A 19,947-nucleotide genomic window follows, 5' to 3' on the forward strand; every position below is an offset into this window, starting at 1 on the left:
TCGATGCACCGAAAAGGGGCGGACCTGTCTTGGCCCGCCCCTTTTCCCCTGTCAAACGTGTTCGTGCGACCGCGAGCGATCAGGCGTCCTTGCGTTCGAGCAGCGCCCGGATGAGCGGCTCGTCGACCTTTCCGGTGGCCTGCAGACCGGACTTCTCCTGGAACCGGCGGATCGCCGTCTCGGTCTGCTCGCCGACGATGCCGTCGGGCCGGCCAGGGTCGAAGCCGAGCTTGATCAGGATGGCCTGCACGTTGCGGATCGCCCGCGTCATGTCGACCGAGGCGGTCTGGTTGCCCTTGCCGGCCCAGTCGGAGGGGATGTCTACCGTGTTGGCGAACTCGACGCGGGGCGTCGGCTTCCACGCCGCGACTTCCGCGTCGATGCGCGTGCGCACGTCCGGCGCCAGCGACTTGCCGACTTCGCCCATCTTGGCGAGCGCGTCCTTGTCGCCGCTCTGGCCGACGATCTTGAACCAGCGGTAGGATTCGCCGAGATCCTGCGGAACGCCGGCACCGCGGGCATAGAGGATGCCGAGATTGTACTGGCTGTCGGGCATGCCGTGCTGGGCAGCCTTCACGAACCACTGCGCCGCGGTCTCGGGATCGGAGACGCCCTCGATGCCGGTGGCGTAGAGCACGGCGAGATTGTGCATCGCGCGCACGTTGCCCTGGTCGGCCGCCAGGCGATACCAGTCGCGCGCCGCGCCGGTGTCGCGCGCCGCGCCGTTGCCCTTCTCGAACAGGGTGCCGAGCGAATACTGCGCCGGCGCGAAGCCGAGCGAGGCCGAACGAGCGAACCAGGTCATCGCGGCGGCCGGATCGGGCGCGCCGGTGCGCCCTTCCATCAGCCGCAGCCCGACCTCGAAGAGCGCCACGGGCTCGCCCTTCACAGCGGCGTCCGTCAGCGCCTTCGGGCCGATGTCGGCGGGCATGGCCGGCATCGCGCCGCGTGCGTCCGTCGGCAGCTTGGCCTCGGCGCTGGCGAGGAGGGTCGCCCCCGCGGTTGCTGCGGGCGCCGCGATCGCGGCGGCTTCCGCCACGGCAGGTTCGCTTTCGGCAGCTTCCGGCAGAGCCGCGACGGCCGGACCCGCCGCGTCGCCCGCCGGCATCGCAGCCGAAGCCCTTTCCGCTTCGCTCGGCACCGGAGGAGCTTCGGCGGAGGCCGGCTCGGCGACGATGGAGGGGGCGACGGCCAAGGCCGGCGCCACGGTCTCGGCGGCGAGATCCACGACCGGCGCGGCGAGCGACGATGCGGGCTCGGCGCTCGCCGCAGGCGCGGTCGTCGCGGCAATTTCGGTGGAGGGCGCGTCGAGAGTGCGGGCGGGACCGGCGTCGGCGACGATCGCCTCGAGCCCGGCGCCGTCGTCGGCGAGATACTTGGCGCCGAGCGGGATCGCCATGAGCGCCAGAAGAACGGCACCCACCGCCATCAGGATCGGCTTGCGGCGGCCGGCCTTGTCCTCGTGCGGGCCACTCTCGTCGCCCTGGCGATCGCGCTGCGCTTCCGCCTCGGCGGCGGCGGCCATCGCGGCCTTGCGGGCGGCGGCGATGAAGTCCGCCTTGGCGATCGGTTCGGCGGACGCCGGCTCCAGCCCGCGCTGCTGCAGGCGCACGCGCTCGATCAACGCGGCGATGTCGGGTGCGCCGGAGCCCGGCTCGAGCGGTCGGTTGGCTTCGCGCGAGACGAACTGGTCGGCGGCATCCAGCGAGGGGGCGTCGAGCGAGGGAGAGACGGTGGAAGACCAGCTCGGCTCCACCGCATCGTCGAGGGCCTCCTCGGCCGTCAGCAGCGGCGGATGGACCCGCTCGGCCAGCGACGGCGCGGCGTCGGAGACCGCCGGGCGGCGCGACAGACGCCGGTTGATGGCGGCCCGCAAACCCTTGGGTTCGTCGGCAACCACCGAAGCCAGGGCTGCCGTCTCGAAGCTGGACGTGACGGGAGTCTGCGCCGAGGCGGGCGCGACGCTCGCGGCCTCGCCCATTGCGACCTCGGAACTTGCATTCTGGCCGCGCAGTTCGGCCTCGATGCCGGTCAGGCGCTCGACGATCTTGGAGAGCGTGGCGTGCACCGCATCGAAGACGCCGTAGGCGCGCTCGTCGCTGTCGCGGCAGAGCGCTTCGAGATTGCGAAGGTCCTGTGCGAGTTCGCGCACATAGACGTTCTCGCGGCGACCGTCCTCGTCCTGCATGCGACGCACGGCCTCGTCGGCCGCGGTGCGCGCCGCCACGAGGATGCTGTCGCGATTCTCGTCGAGCTGGCGCTCCAGCACGTCGAGGCGGCGGGTGATCTCGGTGCCTTCTTCGCCGCCGAGGCCGGGGGTGCCGGCGAGATGATCCGCCAGCCGTCCGACCTGCATCTCCAACGCCTGGACGACGGTGGGATCGACGCCCTTGGTGCCGGCGGACTCTTCGAGACGCGCGGCAAGCTTGTTCAGACGGTCCTCGAAGGCCGCCGCGCCGGCGCCGCTCTCGGCGCGTGCGAACAAGGTCTCGACCCGCTCCGACAGCGTGTCGATGCGCTGTCCGAGATCGGCGTCGGGACGCGCGCCCATGTCCTCGATGCGCTCGGCGAGCGCGGCGATCTGCACCGACAGGAGATCGGCCTCGCCGCTCTCGGCCAGACGATCGACACGCGAGGCGAGCTCGGCGACGCGGGCCTCGATGCGCTCGATCGGCGCCATGTCGAGCTCGACCTGGCGGTAGGCGGTGGCGGTGACGATGGCGGCGGAGATCTCGTCAAGACGCTCCTCGAGAATGCCGAACTGTTCGAGATCGGGCTCGCGCATTTCGGCGGCCAGCCGCTCGACGCTGTCGGCGAGCGCCTGAATGCGCCCTTCCATCTGGTCGATCTGCAGGATCTCGGGCAGGCCGACGAGCGCCAGCTCGATCTCGCCCATGCGGTCCGAAAGACGCGCGATGCCGGCTTCCAGATCGCCCGTGGAGAAGCGCTCGGCCATGGCGCCGAAGCGCGCGTCGAGCGCCTCGGGCGAGCTCGCCTCGGCGATGAGATCGAGCTTGGTGCGCAGCCCCCCCAGTTCGTCGCGCAGGAACCGGGTCAGCGTCTCTTCGGTCTGGATGCGCGAGGACTCGAGATAGCGCGACTCGAACTCCTCCCAGCGCTGCTGCACGGCGAGGATCTGCTCCTCGGTGGCGAGCGAACGCAGCGATCCGCGCAGCCGCTCCAGCTCCACCCGCAGGTCGCGCTTGGCCTGGTTGTCGAGTTCGATGCGGTCGGCGATGCGGCTCTCGAAATCGTCCCAGCGCCGCTGCACGGCCTCGACCGATTCTTCGCGGGCAAGCTGGCCGACCATCGTGGCCACCGAATCCAGCTCGGTGCGCAGCGCGTCGATGGAGGTCTGGTCGGCGGTGCCGACCGTCAGCTCCGTCAGCGCTTCCATGATCTCGAAGATCTCGGCCCCGATGCGGTCGGCGCCCTGGCGCTCGGCGATCATCGTCTTCAGGTCGGAGAAGGAATGGCGCAGCTCCTCGAGCCGCGGCGACAGGTCGGGCGCGGTCTGGGCGACGATGTCGGCGCGCAGCGCCGTCAGCTCGCTCGCCAGATCCTTGACCATCGTCAGCGTCGCGCTCTGCATCTGCAGCTGCTCGACCTCGCCGGCGATCGTGCCGAAGCGGCGGTCCGACGTGCTCGCCTTGGCGCGCGGCGCGGGCGTGCGGGGCGCCGGCTGCTTCGACACCGGGTCGGCGTTCAGCTGCCGCTCCACCGTCATCGTCGACACCGCCTCTTCGAGCGCGGGCTTGCGGCTGCGGCGGCTGGCCGTCATCGCGCGAAGGCGCACGCTCGGCGAGTCCGGCGTCGGCGCCTCGGCGGCGGCCGGCGTGACCTCGGCATGCGGCGGCTCCACCGAGGCCGCCTCGGCCGGATCGGGACGCCGTCCCACCGCGAGGCGCGACAGGCGTGCTTCCAAGTCTTCGAGCGTCTTCGACAGCGACGAGAACGAGGGATCGGCGGCGCGGGTCTGCGTGTCGGCACGAACCTTCAAGCGGGGCTCATTGGGGGACATGTTGTGCTCCTCTCACCGCCACCTGCCTCGGGTGATCGGCCGACCGGCTCGACCCGGACTATCCTATGCGCGGCCTCGAACACGGCCGGCTCCGCATTAAGGGAATAGTAAGAGAAGCGGGATTGAAGCTGGATTGGCCGTAAAGAAACCTTGCGGTATCATGAGTGCGGTCACAAGATCGACCGTCCAGCCACACGACCGGCGAGATCCGGCGCCCACACGAAGCCAACCTCCGACAGACATCGATGCATCAGACGACATGACCCGATCGACCATGGCAGAGAACGCCGACACCGATCTGCGGATCGGCATTCACCAGTTGTTGAATGCGCAGAGCGGGGATGAACACGCTCCCTCGATCTACCGCATCGGCGACCTCGCGCGCGAATTCGGCGTCAGCCTTCGCACGCTGCGGTTCTACGAGGGGCTCGGCCTCGTCAGCCCGCAGCGGCGCGGAACGACGCGGCTCTACTCGAAGCGCGACCGCATGCGGCTTCGGCTGGTGCTGCTCGCCAAGCTCCTCGGCTTCTCGCTCACCGAGGCCAAGCAGATCATCGAGATCTACCACGAGCCGAATGGGCGCCGAAGGCAGCTCGAGCGCGCCCTGCAGCGGTTCGAGGAGCAGCGCGAGATCCTGCTGGACCAGCGGCGCGACATCGAGGAATCCATCGAGGCGATGGACGTCTCGCTCGATTTCGTTCGCCGTCGGATCGCCGAGAACTATTGAAGCGCACAGCGAAAGAGCACCCGGCCGGCCGCCGCGGATCGCGACAGTTAACGGTTCCCAGCGGCCGAACATCATGAAGGAATGATGAAGATCGGCGGCGAATTGCCTTGCGTTCTCGGCACGCGACCTATGCACGGAACGGCATAGCTCTTTCTGCTGCGGTGCATCATATGTCTTTGCGGGAGACGACACGTCCACCAGCTTGAAGAGACCGACCGATGACTGCCCGTACAGACCGCCTCGAATCGCACCCCACCCGCCTCGGCTTCACGTCGCGCCGGCCCGTGACCCTCGATCGTTCGCGTCCGTCCACCCGTTCGCTGCAGTCCTCGGGCCGTCCCGTGTTTCTCGACATGGACCCGCTGACGCATCTCACCGCCATTCGCGGCTCGATGTTCGAAGCGGCTGCTCCGCACCGCGTCTGAGACTTCCGCGGCGCCAAGCGCTGCGCGAATACATTCCGCGAAGACCCATTCATCCGACGAGGCCCCGTGCGGCAACGCGCGGGGCCTTTTCGTTTCGAACTCGCGATACCGGCCCGGCGAAGGGCCGGCCGACCTCACCGTCCGACGGGATTGAGATTGCGCCGCAGATGCAGCGTGACCCACTCGTCGCGACGCAGCGTCTGATGGTGGAACAGCCCCTGCTGGCGATAGGCCGCGAGCACGCCGTTGCGCTGACGCGCTAGAATCCCTGAGAGGATGACGTCGCCGGCGGGCGCGAGATGGCGGGCGAGCACCGGCGCGAGCCTCATCAGCGGTCCCGCCAGAATGTTGGCGACCACGAGATCGAAGGGCGCGAAATCCCGGAACGCCGGCGCCGAGAAGCCCGTCGCCGTCGCCAGCGTCACGAAGTCGTGGACCTGATTGGCCCGCACGTTCTCCCGCGCCACCGCGACCGCCACCGGATCGATGTCGGTCGCCAGCACCGGCACGCGGGCGAGCTTGGCGATGGCGATCGCCAGAACCGCGCTGCCGGTGCCGAGATCCAGCGCCACCGCGGGCCGGCGCCGGCGGATCACCGTCTCGATCATCGACAGGCACCCCGCCGTGGTGCCGTGGTGTCCGGTTCCGAAGGCCTGCCCCGCCTCGATCTCGATGGCGAGATCGTTGGAGCGCACGCGGTCGCGGTCGTGCGCCCCGTGCACGAGGAAGCGGCCGGCGCGCACCGGCTTCAGGTCGGCGAGCACCTGCGCCATCCAGTCGATCTCCGGCAGATCCTCTCGCTCGCAGCCGAAGCCCGCGAAGGCATGAACCACACCGGCCTCGTCGACCTCGCCGGCCTCCTCGAAATAGACGGAGACCTCGTGGATGTCGGCCGCCTCGTCGATCTCGGTGATCGCGACGGGCGAGCCGTCCTCGCCGAACAGCACGTCGAGGCGCTCGTAGAGCGCTTGCGCGTCGCGGCGTGAACCGCGCGCATGGAAACGAACCTGACCCAATGACGTCTTCCCTGTCTCGGCGAGCGCGATGGCTCAGGCCGCCGCGAGGCGGGCGAGCTTCAGCTTGGCGGCTTCGGGATCCTCGCCATAGGCGATGGTGCCCTTGAAGGCGCCGGCGCGGTCGAGCAGGATCACCGAGGCCGTGTGGTCCATCGTGTAGTCCTCGCCCTGCGGCACCTTCTTGGCATAGATGCCGAACCCGTCCAGCATCGCGGCGACCTTGGCGGGATCGCCGGTTACCGCCGTCACGTCCGCCCCGATCGAGCCGACATAGGTGCGGAGCACATCGGGCGTGTCGCGCTCCGGATCGACCGAGACGAACACGATGGCGAGGTCGCGCCCTTCGGCCTTCAGCGCCTTCTGGTAGCCGGCGAGCTCGTAGAGCGTCGTCGGACAGACGTCCGGGCAATGCGTGAAGCCGAAGAACAGGGCAGTCGGGCGCCCGCGCAGCACCGACTCGCTCACCGGGCCGCCGTTCTGATCGACGAGCTGGAACGACGAGCCGTAGACGCCGGCATCGCGAACCGCGCTCGTCTCCTGCCGCCCGAACACCACCACGAGCACGAGCAGCGCGACGATGGCCGCCACGAGCACCCAGAGCGCCCAGCGCAGCGCATGCGCCTTCCGGCGAGGAGGACGGGATGTCGGATCGGTCATTGCGGCCTCGTGATGCGGATTTCGCCCGGTCCTACAGGAAAGCGGGGCGCCGGGCAAAACACGCCGAGTTTGTCAGCGCGTGCGCCGTTCCGCCCAGCCGAAATAGGCGAGCGCCGCCAGCGGGAAGGCGCAACCCATCGCCGCAACGCCGCGCCAGCCCGCCCATTCGAGCACCGGGCTCGTGAGGGCCGAGCCGAGCGCGCCGCCGAGGAAGAAGGTCGTCATGTAGACGGCGTTCAGCCGGTTGCGGATGCTCTCGTCGAGCTGGAAGATCTCGCGCTGGCCGATCACCAGATTGGCCTGCACGCCGAGATCGAGAAGGATGCCCGCCACCACGAAGGCGGCCAGCGACCCCGCGCCGAGGAAGGCCAGCGCCATCGCGCCGGCCACGAGCGAGATCGCGCCCATCGTGCCGATGCGCGACAGGCCGCGATCGGCGAGCCGCCCAGCGACGGGCGCGGCGAAGACGCCGAGCACGCCGCTCAGCGTGAACAGCGCCACGGCCTGGGGCGACAGCGAGAACGGCGCGTGGAGGAGCACGATCGGCGCGCCCGTCCAGAAGATGCCGAAGGCGGCGAAGAGCGCGGCATGATAGAGCGCGCGCCGGCGCAGCACGGGCTCGCGCACGAAGAGCCGGCCGAGCGACGCGATCAGCGCGCCGTAGCCGACGCGCCCCGCCGGCATCCGCCGCGGGAAGAGCCGCAGCCCGGCGAGCGCGAGACCCGCGACGAGCACGGCCGACAGCACGAAGACGCCGCGCCAGCCGACGAGGCCCGCCAGAAAACTCGACAGCGGGCGGGCCAGGAGAATGCCGCCGAGAAGGCCCGTCATGATGTTGCCGACGACGCGTCCGCGCGTTTCCGGCGGCGCGAAGGAGGCGGCGAGCGGCACGATCATCTGCGCCGCCGCGGAGGCGATGCCGACGCCGAGCGTCGCCGCGAAGAGGATCGCGGCGGTGGGCGCCAGCGCCAGCGCGACGAGGCCGAGGATCGCGGCTCCCATCGTCCCGAGCATCAGCCGCCGGTTCTCCACGACGTCGCCGAGCGGCACGAGCAGCACGAGGCCGATCGCGTAGCCGAGCTGCGAGGCGGTGACGATCGTGCTTTCCAGCGCCGGCGGCAGGCCGAGATCGTCGCCGATGAGGGCGACCACGGGCTGCGCGTAGTAGAGATTGCCCGCGAGCGCGCCGGCGGCCACGGCCATGAGGATCGTGGCGGCGCGCGAGATCGGCGCGGTGGCGGCGGCCTGTGCGGGAGGTTCGAGCGTCGTCATCGCATTTCTATAACCCCTATGCCGCATCGCAAGAAGAGGTGCTGACGACGACGCAGCGTTGCGGATCTTGCCCGGAGCACGGACGCGGCCGTGGCGCTTGAGCGTGCAAGCTGGCGAAATCTTGATCGCGGAAGTGCAGGGAAACGTGTCCCCGCCCTTTCGATCGTTCACCTCACGTCCCTATATCGGTGGACGACTTCAACCAGGAAGGACCTCACTCGATGAAGATCACACGAAACGGGCGCATCGCTGCCGTGGTGGCCGCGCTGACGATGGCGTTCTCGGTCGTGCTCGTCGATCATGCCGAGGCCCGGCGCGGCGGCAGCTTCGGCAGCCGGGGCACGCGCACCTTCCAGTCCGCGCCCGCCACCAACACGGCACCGGCCGCGGCGCCCGTGCAGCGCTCGATGACCTCGCCCGCCCAGACCGCCGGTGCGGCGACCGCCGCGACCGGCGCGCGCTCCGGCATGTTCGGCTCCGGCTTCGGCGGCGCGATGATGCGTGGCCTTCTCATCGGCGGTCTCTTCGGCGTGCTGATGGGCGCGGGCTTCGGCGGCATGGCAGGCATGCTCGGCTTCATCGTGCAGATCGCGCTTCTCGGGCTGCTGGCCTACTTCATCATGCGCTTCCTTCGTCGCCGCTCGGCCAACCCGGCGATGGCCGGCACTTCGCCGGCTGGCGCGGCGGGCAACGGCAACGCGGGTCGCTCGATGTTCGAGGGTCTGAACCCGCGTGCCAATGCCGCCCAGGCGACCGGATACGGCAGTGGCCCGGCCGCAAGCGGGCGTCCGGGCACCGATGCGATCGGCGTCGGCAAGGCCGATCTCGACGAGTTCGAGCGCACGCTGCACGCCCTGCAGGCCGCCTTCTCGCGCGAAGACTACGCGGCGCTGCGCGAGATCACGACGCCGGAGGTCATGTCCTACCTGTCCGAAGAGCTTGCCGGTAACGCCGCCCGCGGCCTCCGCAACGACGTGTCCGACGTCAGCCTGCTGCAGGGCGACGTGGCCGAGAGCTGGCGCGAGGGAACGCGCGACTATGCGACGGTCGCAATGCGCTACGCGATGATCGACACGATGCGCGACCGCACGACGGGCGCCCTCAAGGAAGGCGACGCGTCGCAGCCGGTGGAATCGACGGAGGTCTGGACCTTCGTGCGCGAGCCCGGCGCCGACTGGAAGCTCTCGGCGATTCAGGAAGCCTGATCGTCGTCTCGCACTGAACTTCGACAAGGCCCGCGCGAAACCCGTCGCGCGGGCCTTGTCGCGTCAGGAGAGGCCGACCGAGCGCAGGAAGGCGACCGAGGCCGTGCCGACGATCACGGTCTGCAGGAGCGAGAGGCGCAGCGCGAGAAACCCGCAGAGAACGATGACCACGCGCTCGGCCGTGTCGCCGTCGATCAAGACGGGCGAGACGATGGCGGTGAGCACCGCCGCCGGCACGGCGTTGAGCGCCGCGTCGAGACGCGGGGGAATGCGCTCCATCCGCGCCAGTAGAAGATAGCCGCCGACGCGCGTGCCGTATGTCAGCACCGCCGACAGCGTGATCAGCCACCAGATGTCGTTCATGCTGCCGCTCCCCTTCGGCCGGCGCGCAGCGCCGCCACGGCGACGCCCGCGAGGCCTCCGAGCGTCACGTGCCAGGGCGGCCCGAGCGTCGCCGCGGCGAGAATCGCGACGAGGGCAGACACGCCCGCGACGATCCAGAAGCCGTCGCGCGCGCGGAACGCCATGGTCTGCGCCAGGAAGTAGACGGGGATGGCAAAATCCAGCCCGTAGCGCCGGGGATCGTCGATGAGACCGCCGAACACGGCCCCCGCGAGGCTCGCCAGCGCCCAGCCGACATAGAGCGCGAGGGCGAAGGTGAAGTAGTAGGTCTTGCCGAGCGAACCCCTCGCGGCCCGCGCTTCGGCCGCCGCGAAGGAGGGATCGACCAGAAGGAAGAAGGCGGCGGCCTTCGCCGGCCCGGAGAAGCGCTGGAGATGGCGCCCGACCGACGCGGAATAGAGGATATGGCGGGCGTTGATGGCGAAGACCGCGACGAGAACCGCCCAGAGCGGCGATCCGACGCCGATGAGCTGCAGCGCCAGGAACTGGCTGGCGCCGGCATAGACGATCAGCGAGAAGCCCAGCGTCTGCGTGACACTGAGACCCGACGAGACCGCGAAGGCACCGTAGACCGCGCCGAAGGGCACAAGCGCCACGAGAAGCGGCAGGCTGTCGCGCAGCGCGTCGGAGAAGTCGGAGGTCGGGCGCACGGCGGACAAGCCTTCGATGGAGTCGGGACCGCTTCTACCGCGTTCGGCCGGGAACGGCGTGTCGGCGCGGCCACGCCACCGTGGAAAGTGCGAGGCCCCGATCGTCGCGCGGGAGCATCGCCCCGTCACCCGGCGGGTTCGGCCGCGTTCCCCACCTCCAAAGAACGGCTGCGACTTGCGCTCAGCCGCGAAGCGACGACCCGGTGCGACCCCGGACGAAGGCGGCGAGGACCGCGCGTTCCGCCGGGCCGGCCTCGTGCAGGTTGCGGAAATCGCCGGCCGAGAGTTCGCGCACGTGCCGGCAGTCCGGCCGGAAGCGCGCGCCGACGCAGGAGCACGCGAGGCGCCAGGAGCCGTCGCGCTTCGCCGAGAGGGTCACGTCGTAGGGCGTGCCCTTGGAGCCGAGCACCACGAGGCGATGTGCGCCGTCCGCGGGGCGCGGCAGCCGCGCCGCCATCGCGCGGGCAGCGATCCCCTCCGACGCGCGGGCGCGCATCGCCGCCACGGGCTTGGCGAGCCGGGTGGTGCCCGCGAGATCGCGAATGTCCGCGGCGCCGGTCTCGCGCACCGCCTCCAGCGCGATGCGGGCGCAGGCATAGGCGTCCTCGCCCGCATGGTGATGCGTGAATCCGACCTCGAAGCGCGCGGCGAGCGCCGACAGCCGGCGGCTCGGCATGTCCGGCCACAGTCGGCGCGCCACCGAGACGGTGCAGAGCGAGGCGAAGGCGGGATGCGCCAGCCCGTAGAGCCCCGCCGTCTCGCGGATCACGCCGAGATCGAAGCTTGCGTTGTGGGCGAGCACCAGCGCGCCGTCGAGCTCGTCGGCAAAGCTCTCGAAGACGGCGGGAAATTCCGGCGCGTCCTCCACGTCGCGCGGGCGGATGCCGTGGACGCGGATGTTCATCGGGTCGAAGCGCATGTCGCGCGGACGGATGAGATGATAGGCGCGACGCGTCACGACGCCGCCCTCGACGAAGGCGAGGCCGACGGCGCAGGGGCTGGAGCGCGCCGCATTGGCGGTCTCGAAATCGATGGCGACGACGGTCATCGCGGCTCTCCCCTTCCCGGCTCGAACGCGTCGGTCGCCGGCATTCGGTCGGCATTTTCTCTTCGAATCATCCGGTGCCGATCATGTCCAGCCATTCGTCCTCGCTGACGACGCGCACTCCATGCTTCTGCGCGTCCGTGAGCTTCGAGCCGGCGCCCGGCCCGGCCACGACGAGGTCGGTCTTCTTCGACACCGAGCCCGCCACCTTGGCGCCGAGCGCCTCCGCCCGCTCCTTCGCCTCGATCCGCGTCATCTTCTCCAGCGTGCCGGTGAACACCACCGTCTGCCCGGCGACGGGCGAGCCCGCCGTCACGGGACGCGCCGGCGCCTCGGTCTCGACCCCCGCGGCGAGCAGCGCCGCCACGGCCTCGCGATTGTGCGCCTCCGCAAAGAAGCGGGCGAGCGAGAGCGCCGCCACCGGGCCGACGTCGGGCAGCCCCGCGAGCACCTCGTAGGCCGGGCCCGGCCGGGCCTCTACGGCTTCGGCGAGCGCGGCGCGGCGCTCTGCGGCTTCGGTATAGCGCTCGCGCAGGCTCAGGCGTTGCGCGCTGTTGAGGCGCAGGCGCTCACTGCGGGCCGGGTCGAACTCGGGATCGGCGAGTTCCTCAGGCGTCACGGTCGCCAGCCTCTCCATCGTGCCCTCGCCGATCTTCGGGATGGCGAGGAAGCGCGACCATGCCTCCCCCGGCTGGTCGGCGAAGGCCGCGCGCGCCGCCGCTTCGATGGCGGGAACGTCGGGAAAGCTGCGAGCAAGCGCCTTGGCCGTGGTCTCGCCGATTTCGGGAATGCCGAGCGCGAAGACGAAGCGATCGAGCGCGATCGAGCGCCGGGCGTCGATCCCGTCGACGAGGTTCCGCGTCGCCTTCGTGTAGTCGTAGGCCTTGCGCTTGCCGCGCGTCTTCGGCGCCAGACCTTTGGCCGCCAGCGCCGCGTCCTCCTCGGCTTCGTTGGCGAGGCGCAGCGCCAGCGCCCGCTCCTCGATCAGCGTCTTCAGCGGCTCGACGGGAAGCCGGAAGATGTCGGCGGGCTGCTTCACCAGCCCGGCGTCGAACAGCGCCTCCACGAAGGTCTGACCGAGGCCCTCGATGTCGAAGGCGTTGCGCGAGACGAAGTGCTTCAGCCCTTCCTTGGCCTGTGCCGGGCAGGTCAGGGTCGCGGTACAGCGGCGCATGGAACTTGGCCGCCCTGTGCGAGGGTTGATCTCGCGCTCCGCCTTGGAGCCGCAGACCGGGCAATGGTCGGGAAACCGGAAGGGCTCCGGCCCGCGTTCGCCCTCGGCCACGTCCACCACCTGCGGAATGACGTCGCCGGCGCGCTGGATCACAACGGTGTCGCCGACGCGCACGTCGCGCCCACCCCGGATCGGCTCGCCCTCGGCGTCGCGCCCGGCGATGTAGTCCTCGTTGTGCAGCGTGACGTTGGAGACCACGACGCCGCCGACGGTGACGGGTTTGAGGCGCGCCAGCGGCGCCAGCTTGCCGGTGCGCCCGACATTGATGTCGATCGCCTCGACGATCGTCGTCGCCTGCTCGGCCGAAAACTTGTGGGCGATCGCCCAGCGCGGCGAGCGCGACACGAAGCCGAGATCGCCCTGGAAGCCGAGATCGTCCACCTTGTAGACGACGCCATCGATGTCGTAGCCGAGCGTCGCGCGCTGCGATTCGATGCGGCGATAGTGCTCGACCAGCCCCTCCACCGTCTCGAACCGGCGCATCAGCGGCTGGGCACCTGCATGGGGTTGCAGATTGGTGCGGAAGCCCATGCGCCCGAGCGCCTCGACCACCTCGCTCTGCGTGTCGCCGGGCCTCTCGCTGACCTCGCCCCACGCATAGGCGAAGAAGCGCAGCGGACGCGAGCGGGTGATCTCGGGGTTCTTCTGGCGCAGCGATCCCGCCGCCGCGTTGCGCGGGTTGGCGAACTGGCGGACCTTGCCCGGCGCCGGCTCGCCGTCGTCCTCGTCCGCCCCGTCGTCGGTCTCCGCCGTGCCGGCGAGCCCCGCGTTCAACGCAGCGAAGTCGGCATGGGTCATGTAGACCTCGCCGCGCACCTCGAAGACCGCCGGCCGCGCATGGCTGAGGCGATGGGGAATGTCGTCGATCGTCAGCGCGTTGCGCGTCACGTCCTCGCCCACCGCCCCGTCGCCGCGCGTCGCCGCGGAGACGAGACGCCCGTCCTCGTAGCGTAGCGACAGCGAGAGGCCGTCGATCTTCGGCTCTGCGGTGATCGCCAGCGGCGCGTCGTCGTCGAGCGCCAGGAACCGCCGGACCCGGCGGGCGAAATCCACCACGTCTTCGTCGGAAAAGGCGTTGTCGAGCGAGAGCATCGGCAGCGCGTGCCGGATCTTGGCGAACTTGGCGGAGGGCTCGGCGCCGACCCGCAGCGAGGGCGAGTCGGTCCGCACGAGATCGGGGAAGCGGCGCTCGATCGCGGCGTTGCGACGGCGGAGCGCATCATAGGCAGCATCCGAGATCGTCGGCGCGTCGCGCTCGTGATAGCGCCGGTCGTGCTCGGCGATCTCGCCGGCGAGGCGCTCCAGCTCGGCCGCGGCCTCGCCCGGGTCCAGGGTTTCGACGGCTTTCAGGTCGGGCATGGCGGCGGCAGTCTCGCTCTCGGAACTCGGTCCGAGTTCTAGCGCCGGCGCGCGCCGGAGTCTCGCCCCGCGAGCCTCAGCCGGCCGCGCCGATCAGCCGCGCGGCGGCCGCGCGCGCCTCGTCGGTCACGCTCTCGCCCGCGAGCATGCGCGCGATCTCCTCGCGCCGCGCCGGCACGTCGATCGTCTCGACACGCGTCGACAGGCGCTCCTCGCCGGGCACCGCCTCGCCCTTGGAGATGAGCAGATGCGTCGTCGCGCGCGCTGCCACCTGCGGCGCATGGGTGACGGAGAGCACCTGTACCCGCCCCGCCAATCGCGCCAGCCGCCGGCCGATCGCGTCCGCGACCGCACCGCCGACGCCCGTGTCGATCTCGTCGAAGACCAGCGTCGGCGCCGAGCCCTTGTCGGCGAGCGCCACCTTCACCGCGAGGAGGAAGCGCGAGAGCTCGCCGCCCGAGGCCACCTTCATCATCGGCCCGGCGCGCGTGCCGGGGTTGGTGCGCACCCAAAATTCCGCCGTGTCGATGCCGGCGGCGCTGCGCTGCGCGGCGTCGCTCGCCATCTCCACGATGAAGGCGGCGCGCTCGAGCTTCATGTCGGGCAGCTCGGCCATGACCGCCGCCTCGAGAAGCTTCGCGGCCTCGTGGCGCTTGATGGAAAGGGCGGCGGCCCGCTCGTCGAAGAGCACGCGGCGCTCGCCGACCTCGCCCTCCAGCTGGCCGAGGCGCTCCTCGCCGGCATCGAGCTCGGCGAGATCGGCCACCATGCGCTCGGTGAGCGCGGCGAGATCGTCCACAGGCACATTGTACTTGCGCCCGGCGGCGCGCAGCGCGAAGAGCCGCTCCTCCGTCTGCTCCAGCGCGCGCGGGTCGAACTCAAGGCTGCGCAGCGCGCCCTGCAGGCTCATCTGCACGTCGGACAGCGCGTCGAGCGCGGTGTCGAGGCGGGCCAGCGCCTCGTCCAGCAGGCCCGGCAACTCGTCCTTGCGCCGGTCGAGGCGGCGCGAGAGACCGGCCAGCCCCGGAATGGGCGAGGCCGATCCCGCCAATTCCTCGTGCGCATCGTTGACGTCGGTGGCGATCTTCTCGGAGCGCATCATCCGGCCGCGCGCTTCCGCGAGTTCCTCCTCCTCGCCGACGGCTGGCTTCAGCTCCGTCAACTCCTCGACGGACGAGCGCAGATAGTCGGCCTCGCGGGCCGCTGCTTCCACGCGCTTGCGATGGCGAGTCAATTCGCTCTCGGCCTTGCGCCAGGCTTCGAAGGCGGCCGTCACCTCCCCCGCTTCGCCCGTCAGCCCGCCATACTCGTCGAGAAGCCGGCGGTGGGCCTCTGGGTCCACCAGCGCCCGGTCGTCGTGCTGCCCGTGGATCTCGACCAGCGTCGTGCCGATCTCCTTCATCAGGGAGACGCTGGACGGGCGGTCGTTGATGAAGACGCGCGTGCGCCCGTCGGCGCTCTGGATGCGGCGCAGGATCAGGTCGCCGTCGTCGTCGAAGCCGTTTTCGGTGAGGGCGCGCCGCGCGGGATGGCCGCCCGGCAGGTCGAAGACCGCGGAGACCTCGCCCTGCTTGGCGCCGTGGCGCACGAGGCCGCCGTCGCCGCGCCCGCCCAGCGCCAGCGACAGCGCGTCGAGCAGGATCGACTTGCCGGCGCCGGTCTCGCCGGTCAGCACCGACAGGCCGTCGTTCAGCGCGAGGTCGAGCCGGTCGATGAGGACGATGTCGCGGATCGAAAGGTGAACGAGCATTGAGGGACTGCTAGACCGGCGCGGCTGGATTGGCAATCGGCGCCGTGTCGGCGGCTTGCTCGCTACATAGGCTCCCATCCCACCCGCAGGAAGGCTCGCGCGGCGGCGAAACGGCGGCGCGAACGAAAAAGGCCGCCCGAAGGCGGCCTCGATGCGGGGGTGATTGCGCGGTCAGGAGCGCGGCGGCTGAAGCTCGCCGCTGACCTGCGCCGTGGTCGAGCGCGCCGGTGCCTCGCCCGCTCCGGTGATGCGGCGGGTGGCGTTGGCGAACCATGAACTCGTGCCGCCCGAACGCGGCTCAAGACCCTTCGACTGCAGCAGCGCGTAGCTGTCCTTGTACCACTGCGATTCCGGGAAGTTCTGCCCGAGCACGGAGGCGGAGGCCTGGGCTTCCTGCGTCAGACCCATCGCGTAATAGGCCTCCGTGAGGCGGGCGAGCGCCTCCTCGACATGATTGGTCTGCGGGAAGGTGTCGACGACGTTCTTGAAGCGGTTGATCGCCGCGATGTACTCGCGCCGCTCCAGATAGTAGCGGCCGACCTGCATCTCCTTGCCGGCGAGCTGGTCCTTGCCGACGCGGATCTTGGTGCGGGCGTCCTCGACATATTCGCTGTCGGGGTAGCGATCGACGACCTCCTGCATCGCCTGCACGGCGCGGGCGGTGTCGGTCTGGTCGCGCGTGACGTCGGGGATCTGCCGGAAGTAGGAGAGGCCGATGATGTACTGCGCGTAGGCCGAATCCTCGGCGCCGGGATAGGTGCCGATGTAGCGGCGTGCCGAGGACACGGCCTCGTCGTAGTCGCCCGAGCGGTAGCTCGCGAAGGCGCGCATTACGAGCGCCTTGCGGGCGTATTCCGAATAGGGATGCTGCTTGTCGATCGCCTCGAACTTCTTGGCGGCTTCGCCGAGACGTCCGCCTTCGAGATTGGCGAGGCCCTGGTTGTAGAGCACGTCGGCCGGCTCGGTCTGCGAGGCCAGCGCCAGCGCGTCGATGTCGTTATCCTTCGACGACATGCAACCCGCGAGCGTCAGGGTCGACGCGACGGCCAGCGCCATCGACACGGCCGGAAATCGGCCGGACAGCGGCATCTTGTAACCCATCGGACTGGTTCCCCCTGGTATCCCGGACACGGCGTCCCCACGCCCTGCTTGCACTCTCTATCCCGAGGGTGCGAGCCGCGACAACGCTTCAGGACGTTTTATGATGCCTTTTTTAAGGCATCGTCCGATTGGCCGCTTGGCCGGCGGGCTTCAGAGAACCTGCGGACCGAATGCGGGCGCGGCCGCGGCCGAGACCATCGGGGCCTGCCGAATCGGATCGGTGCGGCGCTTGGCGCCGTTCACGAATTCGAAGGCGGAGCGATCCGCCATCAGCGCCTCGAGGGCCATGGCATTGAGGCGGTGCCCGCCACGGAACGAGCGATAGCAGCCGAGGATGCGTGCGCCGGCCAGCGCCTGATCGCCCACGGCGTCGAGCGTCTTGTGGCGCACGAACTCGTCCACGAAGCGCAGGCCGCCGGGATTGATCACGGTCTCGTCGTCGCCGATCACCACCGAGTTCTCGAGCGAGGAGCCCAGCGCATGGCCGGAGGCCCAGAGCCGCTCGACATCCTTCATGAAGCCGAAGGTGCGGGCGCGCGCCAGTTCGTCGCGAAACAGGGTGGGCGTCAGGTCGGCGGCGAAGCGCTGGCGACCGATGGCGGCGCTGGCGAACTCGATCTCCACCTCGAAGCGGGTGCCCTCGTAGGGCAGATATTCAGCGAAGCCGCCGTTCAGCTCGACGCGCACCGGCTTGAGCACGCGCACGAAGCGGCGCGAGGCGCGCTGCGACACGACGCCGGCGTTCTCGATGGCGCGCACGAAAGCGTCCGCCCCGCCGTCCATGATCGGGATCTCGTTGCCGTCGATCTGCACGACGACGTTGTCGACCTCCATGGCGTAGAGCGCGGCCATGATGTGCTCGATCGTGGCGACATGAGCGCCTTTACGATCGCCGACGATCGTGGAAAGATCGGTGGACGAGACGTTGGCCGAGACGGCCTTGATCTCGTGGATGAGGCCGGAGGCCTGGAAGACATGGAACACGATGCCGGTGTCGGCCTCGGCGGGATGAAGCGACAGTTCCACGAGCGATCCGCTGTGGACGCCGACGCCCTCGAACCCGATCCGTGCACCGATCGTCTGTTGCTTCGTCACCACGCTACGCATCCTTACTCGCCGCCTCCCGGAGCGCGCCCTTGATCGGAGCGAAGCTGTCTCGCGGAGGCTGGAAAACCGCGGCGCGGATCGGAACGGGACCCGGGAACGCACGCGACGAAATCATGATGTCAAACTAGGTCGAAGGCGGATTGTGTCCAAATCACGCTTTCTTACCCAGTGTTACCGCGCACTCGGTTAACCAAAGATTTCCGGTATGGAAAACAATGCCCTAACGAAAACGGCCCGCCCTGGAAGGGGCGGGCCGCGGCCGGATTGCGATGTTCTTGTGAAGGTCAGTTCGACTGGCGGCGCAGGAAGGCCGGGATCTCGAGCTGGTCTTCCTCGCCGGCCGGGCGGCCGAGCGACTGCGGACGAGCCGCCGAGTCGGCTGCCTGACGACGCGGCGCATAGGGGCTCTGCTCCGGCGCGGCGCGGCGCTGGCCTTCGCTCGGGCGGGCCGGACGCACGGGATCGGCGAGGATCGCCTCGTCCTCCTCGCGGCGCGACAGGCCGGTCGTCAGGCGACGCAGGAGACCCATCGGACCCCGCTCCTCGTGCGCGGCGTCGTGCGCGGCGCCGCGGCGCTCGATCTCGGCCTGCACCACCGGCGGGAAGTCCTCGACGCGCGGCATGCGGGCCTGGGCCGGCTGGGTCATCGGCTGGCGCGGCGCGGCAGCGCGCGGCTGAACCTGCGCGATCTCGGCCTCGAGGGCGGCGGTGAAGTCGTCCTCGATGTCGGCCATCGCGGCCACCGGCGCGAAGATCGGCTGCGTCGGCGCGGCCGGCTGCTGCATCGCGGGCTGGGCCTGCACTGGCGCGGCGACGGGTGCCGCGACCTGCACCGGCTGTTCGACGGGAGCATTGCGGATGCCGGAGACGGGCCGTGCCTCGGGCGAGCGGTTGTAGACCTCCATGGCGGCCTTATCGATGCCGGTCGCCACGACGGAGACGCGGATCACGCCTTCGAGGTTCTCGTCGAAGGTCGCGCCGAGGATGATGTTGGCATCCTGGTCGACCTCCTCGCGGATGCGCGTCGCCGCCTCGTCCACCTCGAAGAGGGTGAGGTCGCGCCCGCCGGTGATCGAGATCAGGAGGCCCTTGGCGCCCTTCATCGAGGTCTCGTCGAGCAGCGGGTTGGCGATCGCGGCCTCGGCGGCGGCCATCGCGCGGCCTTCGCCGGACGCTTCGCCCGTGCCCATCATTGCCTTGCCCATCTCGCGCATCACAGAACGCACGTCGGCGAAGTCGAGATTGATGAGGCCTTCCTTGACCATCAGGTCGGTGATGCAGGCGACGCCCGAATAGAGCACCTGATCGGCCATGCCGAAGGCGTCGGCGAAGGTCGTCTTGTCGTTGGCGATCCGGAACAGGTTCTGGTTCGGAATGACGATGAGCGTGTCGACGTTCTTCTGCAGGTCCTCGATGCCCTGCTCGGCGATGCGCAGGCGACGCTGACCCTCGAAGTGGAACGGCTTGGTGACGACGCCGACCGTCAGGATGCCCTTCTCGCGCGCCGCGCGGGCGACGACGGGGGCCGCGCCCGTGCCGGTGCCGCCCCCCATGCCGGCGGTGACGAAGCACATATGCGAGCCGAGGAGGTGGTCGCAGATCTCGTCGAGCGATTCTTCCGCCGCGGCGCGACCGACTTCGGGCTGCGAACCCGCGCCGAGGCCCTCGGTGACGGCGACGCCCATCTGGATGACGCGTTCGGCGCGCGAGGAGCGCAGCGCCTGCGCGTCGGTGTTGGCGATCACGAACTCGACGCCCTCGAGCCCGGCGTTGATCATGTTGTTCACGGCGTTGCAGCCGCCACCGCCCACACCGAACACGGTGATGCGCGGCTTCAGCTCGGTGATGTCGGGCTTCTGCAGGGTGATGCTCATCGTCGTTTCCTTTTTTACAGGCGGCCGCCTCGCCCCGCCGGCCATGTCATTTCGTAGAGATCAGCGATGCGTGGCGTGCACCGTATCGTTCGACGATGGCAC

General features: G+C 70.0%; 15 protein-coding genes. 3 read left to right on the forward strand and 12 right to left on the reverse strand.

What is annotated here, in order from left to right:
• Window positions 1–79: 79 nt before the first annotated feature.
• Window positions 80–4,021: a peptidoglycan-binding protein gene (locus GGR04_RS15655; RefSeq protein ID WP_183200861.1), complete on the reverse strand. Its 3,942-nt coding sequence runs from the start codon at window positions 4,019–4,021 to the stop codon at window positions 80–82.
• Window positions 4,022–4,280: 259 nt separating this feature from the next.
• Here GGR04_RS15655 and GGR04_RS15660 point away from each other — a divergent pair, with 259 nt between their 5' ends.
• Window positions 4,281–4,748: a MerR family transcriptional regulator gene (locus GGR04_RS15660; RefSeq protein WP_183200862.1), complete on the forward strand. Its 468-nt coding sequence runs from the start codon at window positions 4,281–4,283 to the stop codon at window positions 4,746–4,748.
• A 218-nt stretch (window positions 4,749–4,966) separates the two neighbouring features.
• Complete coding sequence (locus GGR04_RS15665; protein WP_183200863.1) at window positions 4,967–5,173, forward strand: hypothetical protein; 207 nt, start codon at window positions 4,967–4,969, stop codon at window positions 5,171–5,173.
• 134 nt (window positions 5,174–5,307) lie between these two features.
• Here the strand turns inward: GGR04_RS15665 and GGR04_RS15670 are convergent, their stop codons facing one another.
• The 3 genes from GGR04_RS15670 to GGR04_RS15680 all read right to left on the reverse strand — a co-directional run bounded on the left by GGR04_RS15670 (window position 5,308) and on the right by GGR04_RS15680 (window position 8,118).
• Window positions 5,308–6,189 (reverse strand): 50S ribosomal protein L11 methyltransferase, encoded by an 882-nt coding sequence (locus GGR04_RS15670; protein WP_183200864.1) that lies wholly within the window; start codon window positions 6,187–6,189, stop codon window positions 5,308–5,310.
• A 33-nt stretch (window positions 6,190–6,222) separates the two neighbouring features.
• On the reverse strand, window positions 6,223–6,846 hold the full coding sequence (locus tag GGR04_RS15675) for an SCO family protein (protein WP_183200865.1): 624 nt from the start codon (window positions 6,844–6,846) through the stop codon (window positions 6,223–6,225).
• Window positions 6,847–6,918: 72 nt separating this feature from the next.
• Window positions 6,919–8,118, reverse strand: coding sequence for an MFS transporter (locus GGR04_RS15680; protein WP_183200866.1), 1,200 nt, complete (start codon window positions 8,116–8,118; stop codon window positions 6,919–6,921).
• A gap of 221 nt (window positions 8,119–8,339) precedes the next feature.
• Between GGR04_RS15680 and GGR04_RS15685 the strand changes: the two genes are divergently transcribed.
• On the forward strand, window positions 8,340–9,323 hold the full coding sequence (locus GGR04_RS15685; protein ID WP_183200867.1) for a Tim44 domain-containing protein: 984 nt from the start codon (window positions 8,340–8,342) through the stop codon (window positions 9,321–9,323).
• Window positions 9,324–9,386: 63 nt separating this feature from the next.
• On the opposite strand, the gene GGR04_RS15690 is transcribed toward GGR04_RS15685, so the two are convergent.
• The 8 genes from GGR04_RS15690 to ftsZ form a co-directional block, all read right to left on the reverse strand.
• Window positions 9,387–9,686: a branched-chain amino acid transport AzlD family protein gene (locus GGR04_RS15690; protein WP_183200868.1), complete on the reverse strand. Its 300-nt coding sequence runs from the start codon at window positions 9,684–9,686 to the stop codon at window positions 9,387–9,389.
• A complete protein-coding gene (locus GGR04_RS15695) occupies window positions 9,683–10,375 on the reverse strand; it encodes an AzlC family ABC transporter permease (protein WP_183200869.1) in 693 nt (230 codons plus the stop codon). Before GGR04_RS15695 ends, GGR04_RS15690 begins: the two co-directional genes overlap by 4 nt.
• 181 nt (window positions 10,376–10,556) lie before the next feature.
• Entirely contained in the window at window positions 10,557–11,423 is an 867-nt protein-coding gene (locus tag GGR04_RS15700) for a 3'-5' exonuclease (RefSeq protein WP_183200870.1), read from the reverse strand.
• Between the two features lie 67 nt (window positions 11,424–11,490).
• Window positions 11,491–14,013, reverse strand: coding sequence for an NAD-dependent DNA ligase LigA (gene ligA, locus GGR04_RS15705; RefSeq protein WP_183200871.1), 2,523 nt, complete (start codon window positions 14,011–14,013; stop codon window positions 11,491–11,493).
• A 76-nt stretch (window positions 14,014–14,089) separates the two neighbouring features.
• Window positions 14,090–15,763 carry a DNA repair protein RecN gene (gene recN, locus GGR04_RS15710; protein ID WP_183200872.1) on the reverse strand — a complete coding sequence of 558 codons (1,674 nt, stop codon included), beginning with the start codon at window positions 15,761–15,763 and terminating at the stop codon, window positions 14,090–14,092.
• A gap of 171 nt (window positions 15,764–15,934) precedes the next feature.
• On the reverse strand, window positions 15,935–16,864 hold the full coding sequence (locus GGR04_RS15715; RefSeq protein ID WP_183200873.1) for an outer membrane protein assembly factor BamD: 930 nt from the start codon (window positions 16,862–16,864) through the stop codon (window positions 15,935–15,937).
• A gap of 150 nt (window positions 16,865–17,014) precedes the next feature.
• Window positions 17,015–17,962 (reverse strand): UDP-3-O-acyl-N-acetylglucosamine deacetylase, encoded by a 948-nt coding sequence (gene lpxC, locus GGR04_RS15720; protein ID WP_376769865.1) that lies wholly within the window; start codon window positions 17,960–17,962, stop codon window positions 17,015–17,017.
• A 293-nt stretch (window positions 17,963–18,255) separates the two neighbouring features.
• Window positions 18,256–19,845 carry a cell division protein FtsZ gene (gene ftsZ, locus GGR04_RS15725; RefSeq protein WP_183200875.1) on the reverse strand — a complete coding sequence of 530 codons (1,590 nt, stop codon included), beginning with the start codon at window positions 19,843–19,845 and terminating at the stop codon, window positions 18,256–18,258.
• Window positions 19,846–19,947 lie beyond the last annotated feature (102 nt).

Source organism: Aureimonas pseudogalii, from assembly GCF_014196835.1.
Lineage (GTDB): Bacteria > Pseudomonadota > Alphaproteobacteria > Rhizobiales > Rhizobiaceae > Aureimonas > Aureimonas pseudogalii.

What these genes read in the sequence shown, in the direction of transcription:
- ftsZ (WP_183200875.1), bottom strand. Translation starts at nt 19,845, where the DNA reads ATGAGCATCACCCTGCAGAAGCCCGACATCACCGAGCTGAAGCCGCGC.
- GGR04_RS15660 (WP_183200862.1), top strand. Translation starts at nt 4,281, where the DNA reads ATGACCCGATCGACCATGGCAGAGAACGCCGACACCGATCTGCGGATC.
- GGR04_RS15680 (WP_183200866.1), bottom strand. Translation starts at nt 8,118, where the DNA reads ATGACGACGCTCGAACCTCCCGCACAGGCCGCCGCCACCGCGCCGATC.
- GGR04_RS15675 (WP_183200865.1), bottom strand. Translation starts at nt 6,846, where the DNA reads ATGACCGATCCGACATCCCGTCCTCCTCGCCGGAAGGCGCATGCGCTG.
- GGR04_RS15715 (WP_183200873.1), bottom strand. Translation starts at nt 16,864, where the DNA reads ATGGGTTACAAGATGCCGCTGTCCGGCCGATTTCCGGCCGTGTCGATG.
- GGR04_RS15685 (WP_183200867.1), top strand. Translation starts at nt 8,340, where the DNA reads ATGAAGATCACACGAAACGGGCGCATCGCTGCCGTGGTGGCCGCGCTG.
- GGR04_RS15655 (WP_183200861.1), bottom strand. Translation starts at nt 4,021, where the DNA reads ATGTCCCCCAATGAGCCCCGCTTGAAGGTTCGTGCCGACACGCAGACC.
- ligA (WP_183200871.1), bottom strand. Translation starts at nt 14,013, where the DNA reads ATGCCCGACCTGAAAGCCGTCGAAACCCTGGACCCGGGCGAGGCCGCG.
- recN (WP_183200872.1), bottom strand. Translation starts at nt 15,763, where the DNA reads ATGCTCGTTCACCTTTCGATCCGCGACATCGTCCTCATCGACCGGCTC.
- GGR04_RS15690 (WP_183200868.1), bottom strand. Translation starts at nt 9,686, where the DNA reads ATGAACGACATCTGGTGGCTGATCACGCTGTCGGCGGTGCTGACATAC.
- GGR04_RS15700 (WP_183200870.1), bottom strand. Translation starts at nt 11,423, where the DNA reads ATGACCGTCGTCGCCATCGATTTCGAGACCGCCAATGCGGCGCGCTCC.
- GGR04_RS15665 (WP_183200863.1), top strand. Translation starts at nt 4,967, where the DNA reads ATGACTGCCCGTACAGACCGCCTCGAATCGCACCCCACCCGCCTCGGC.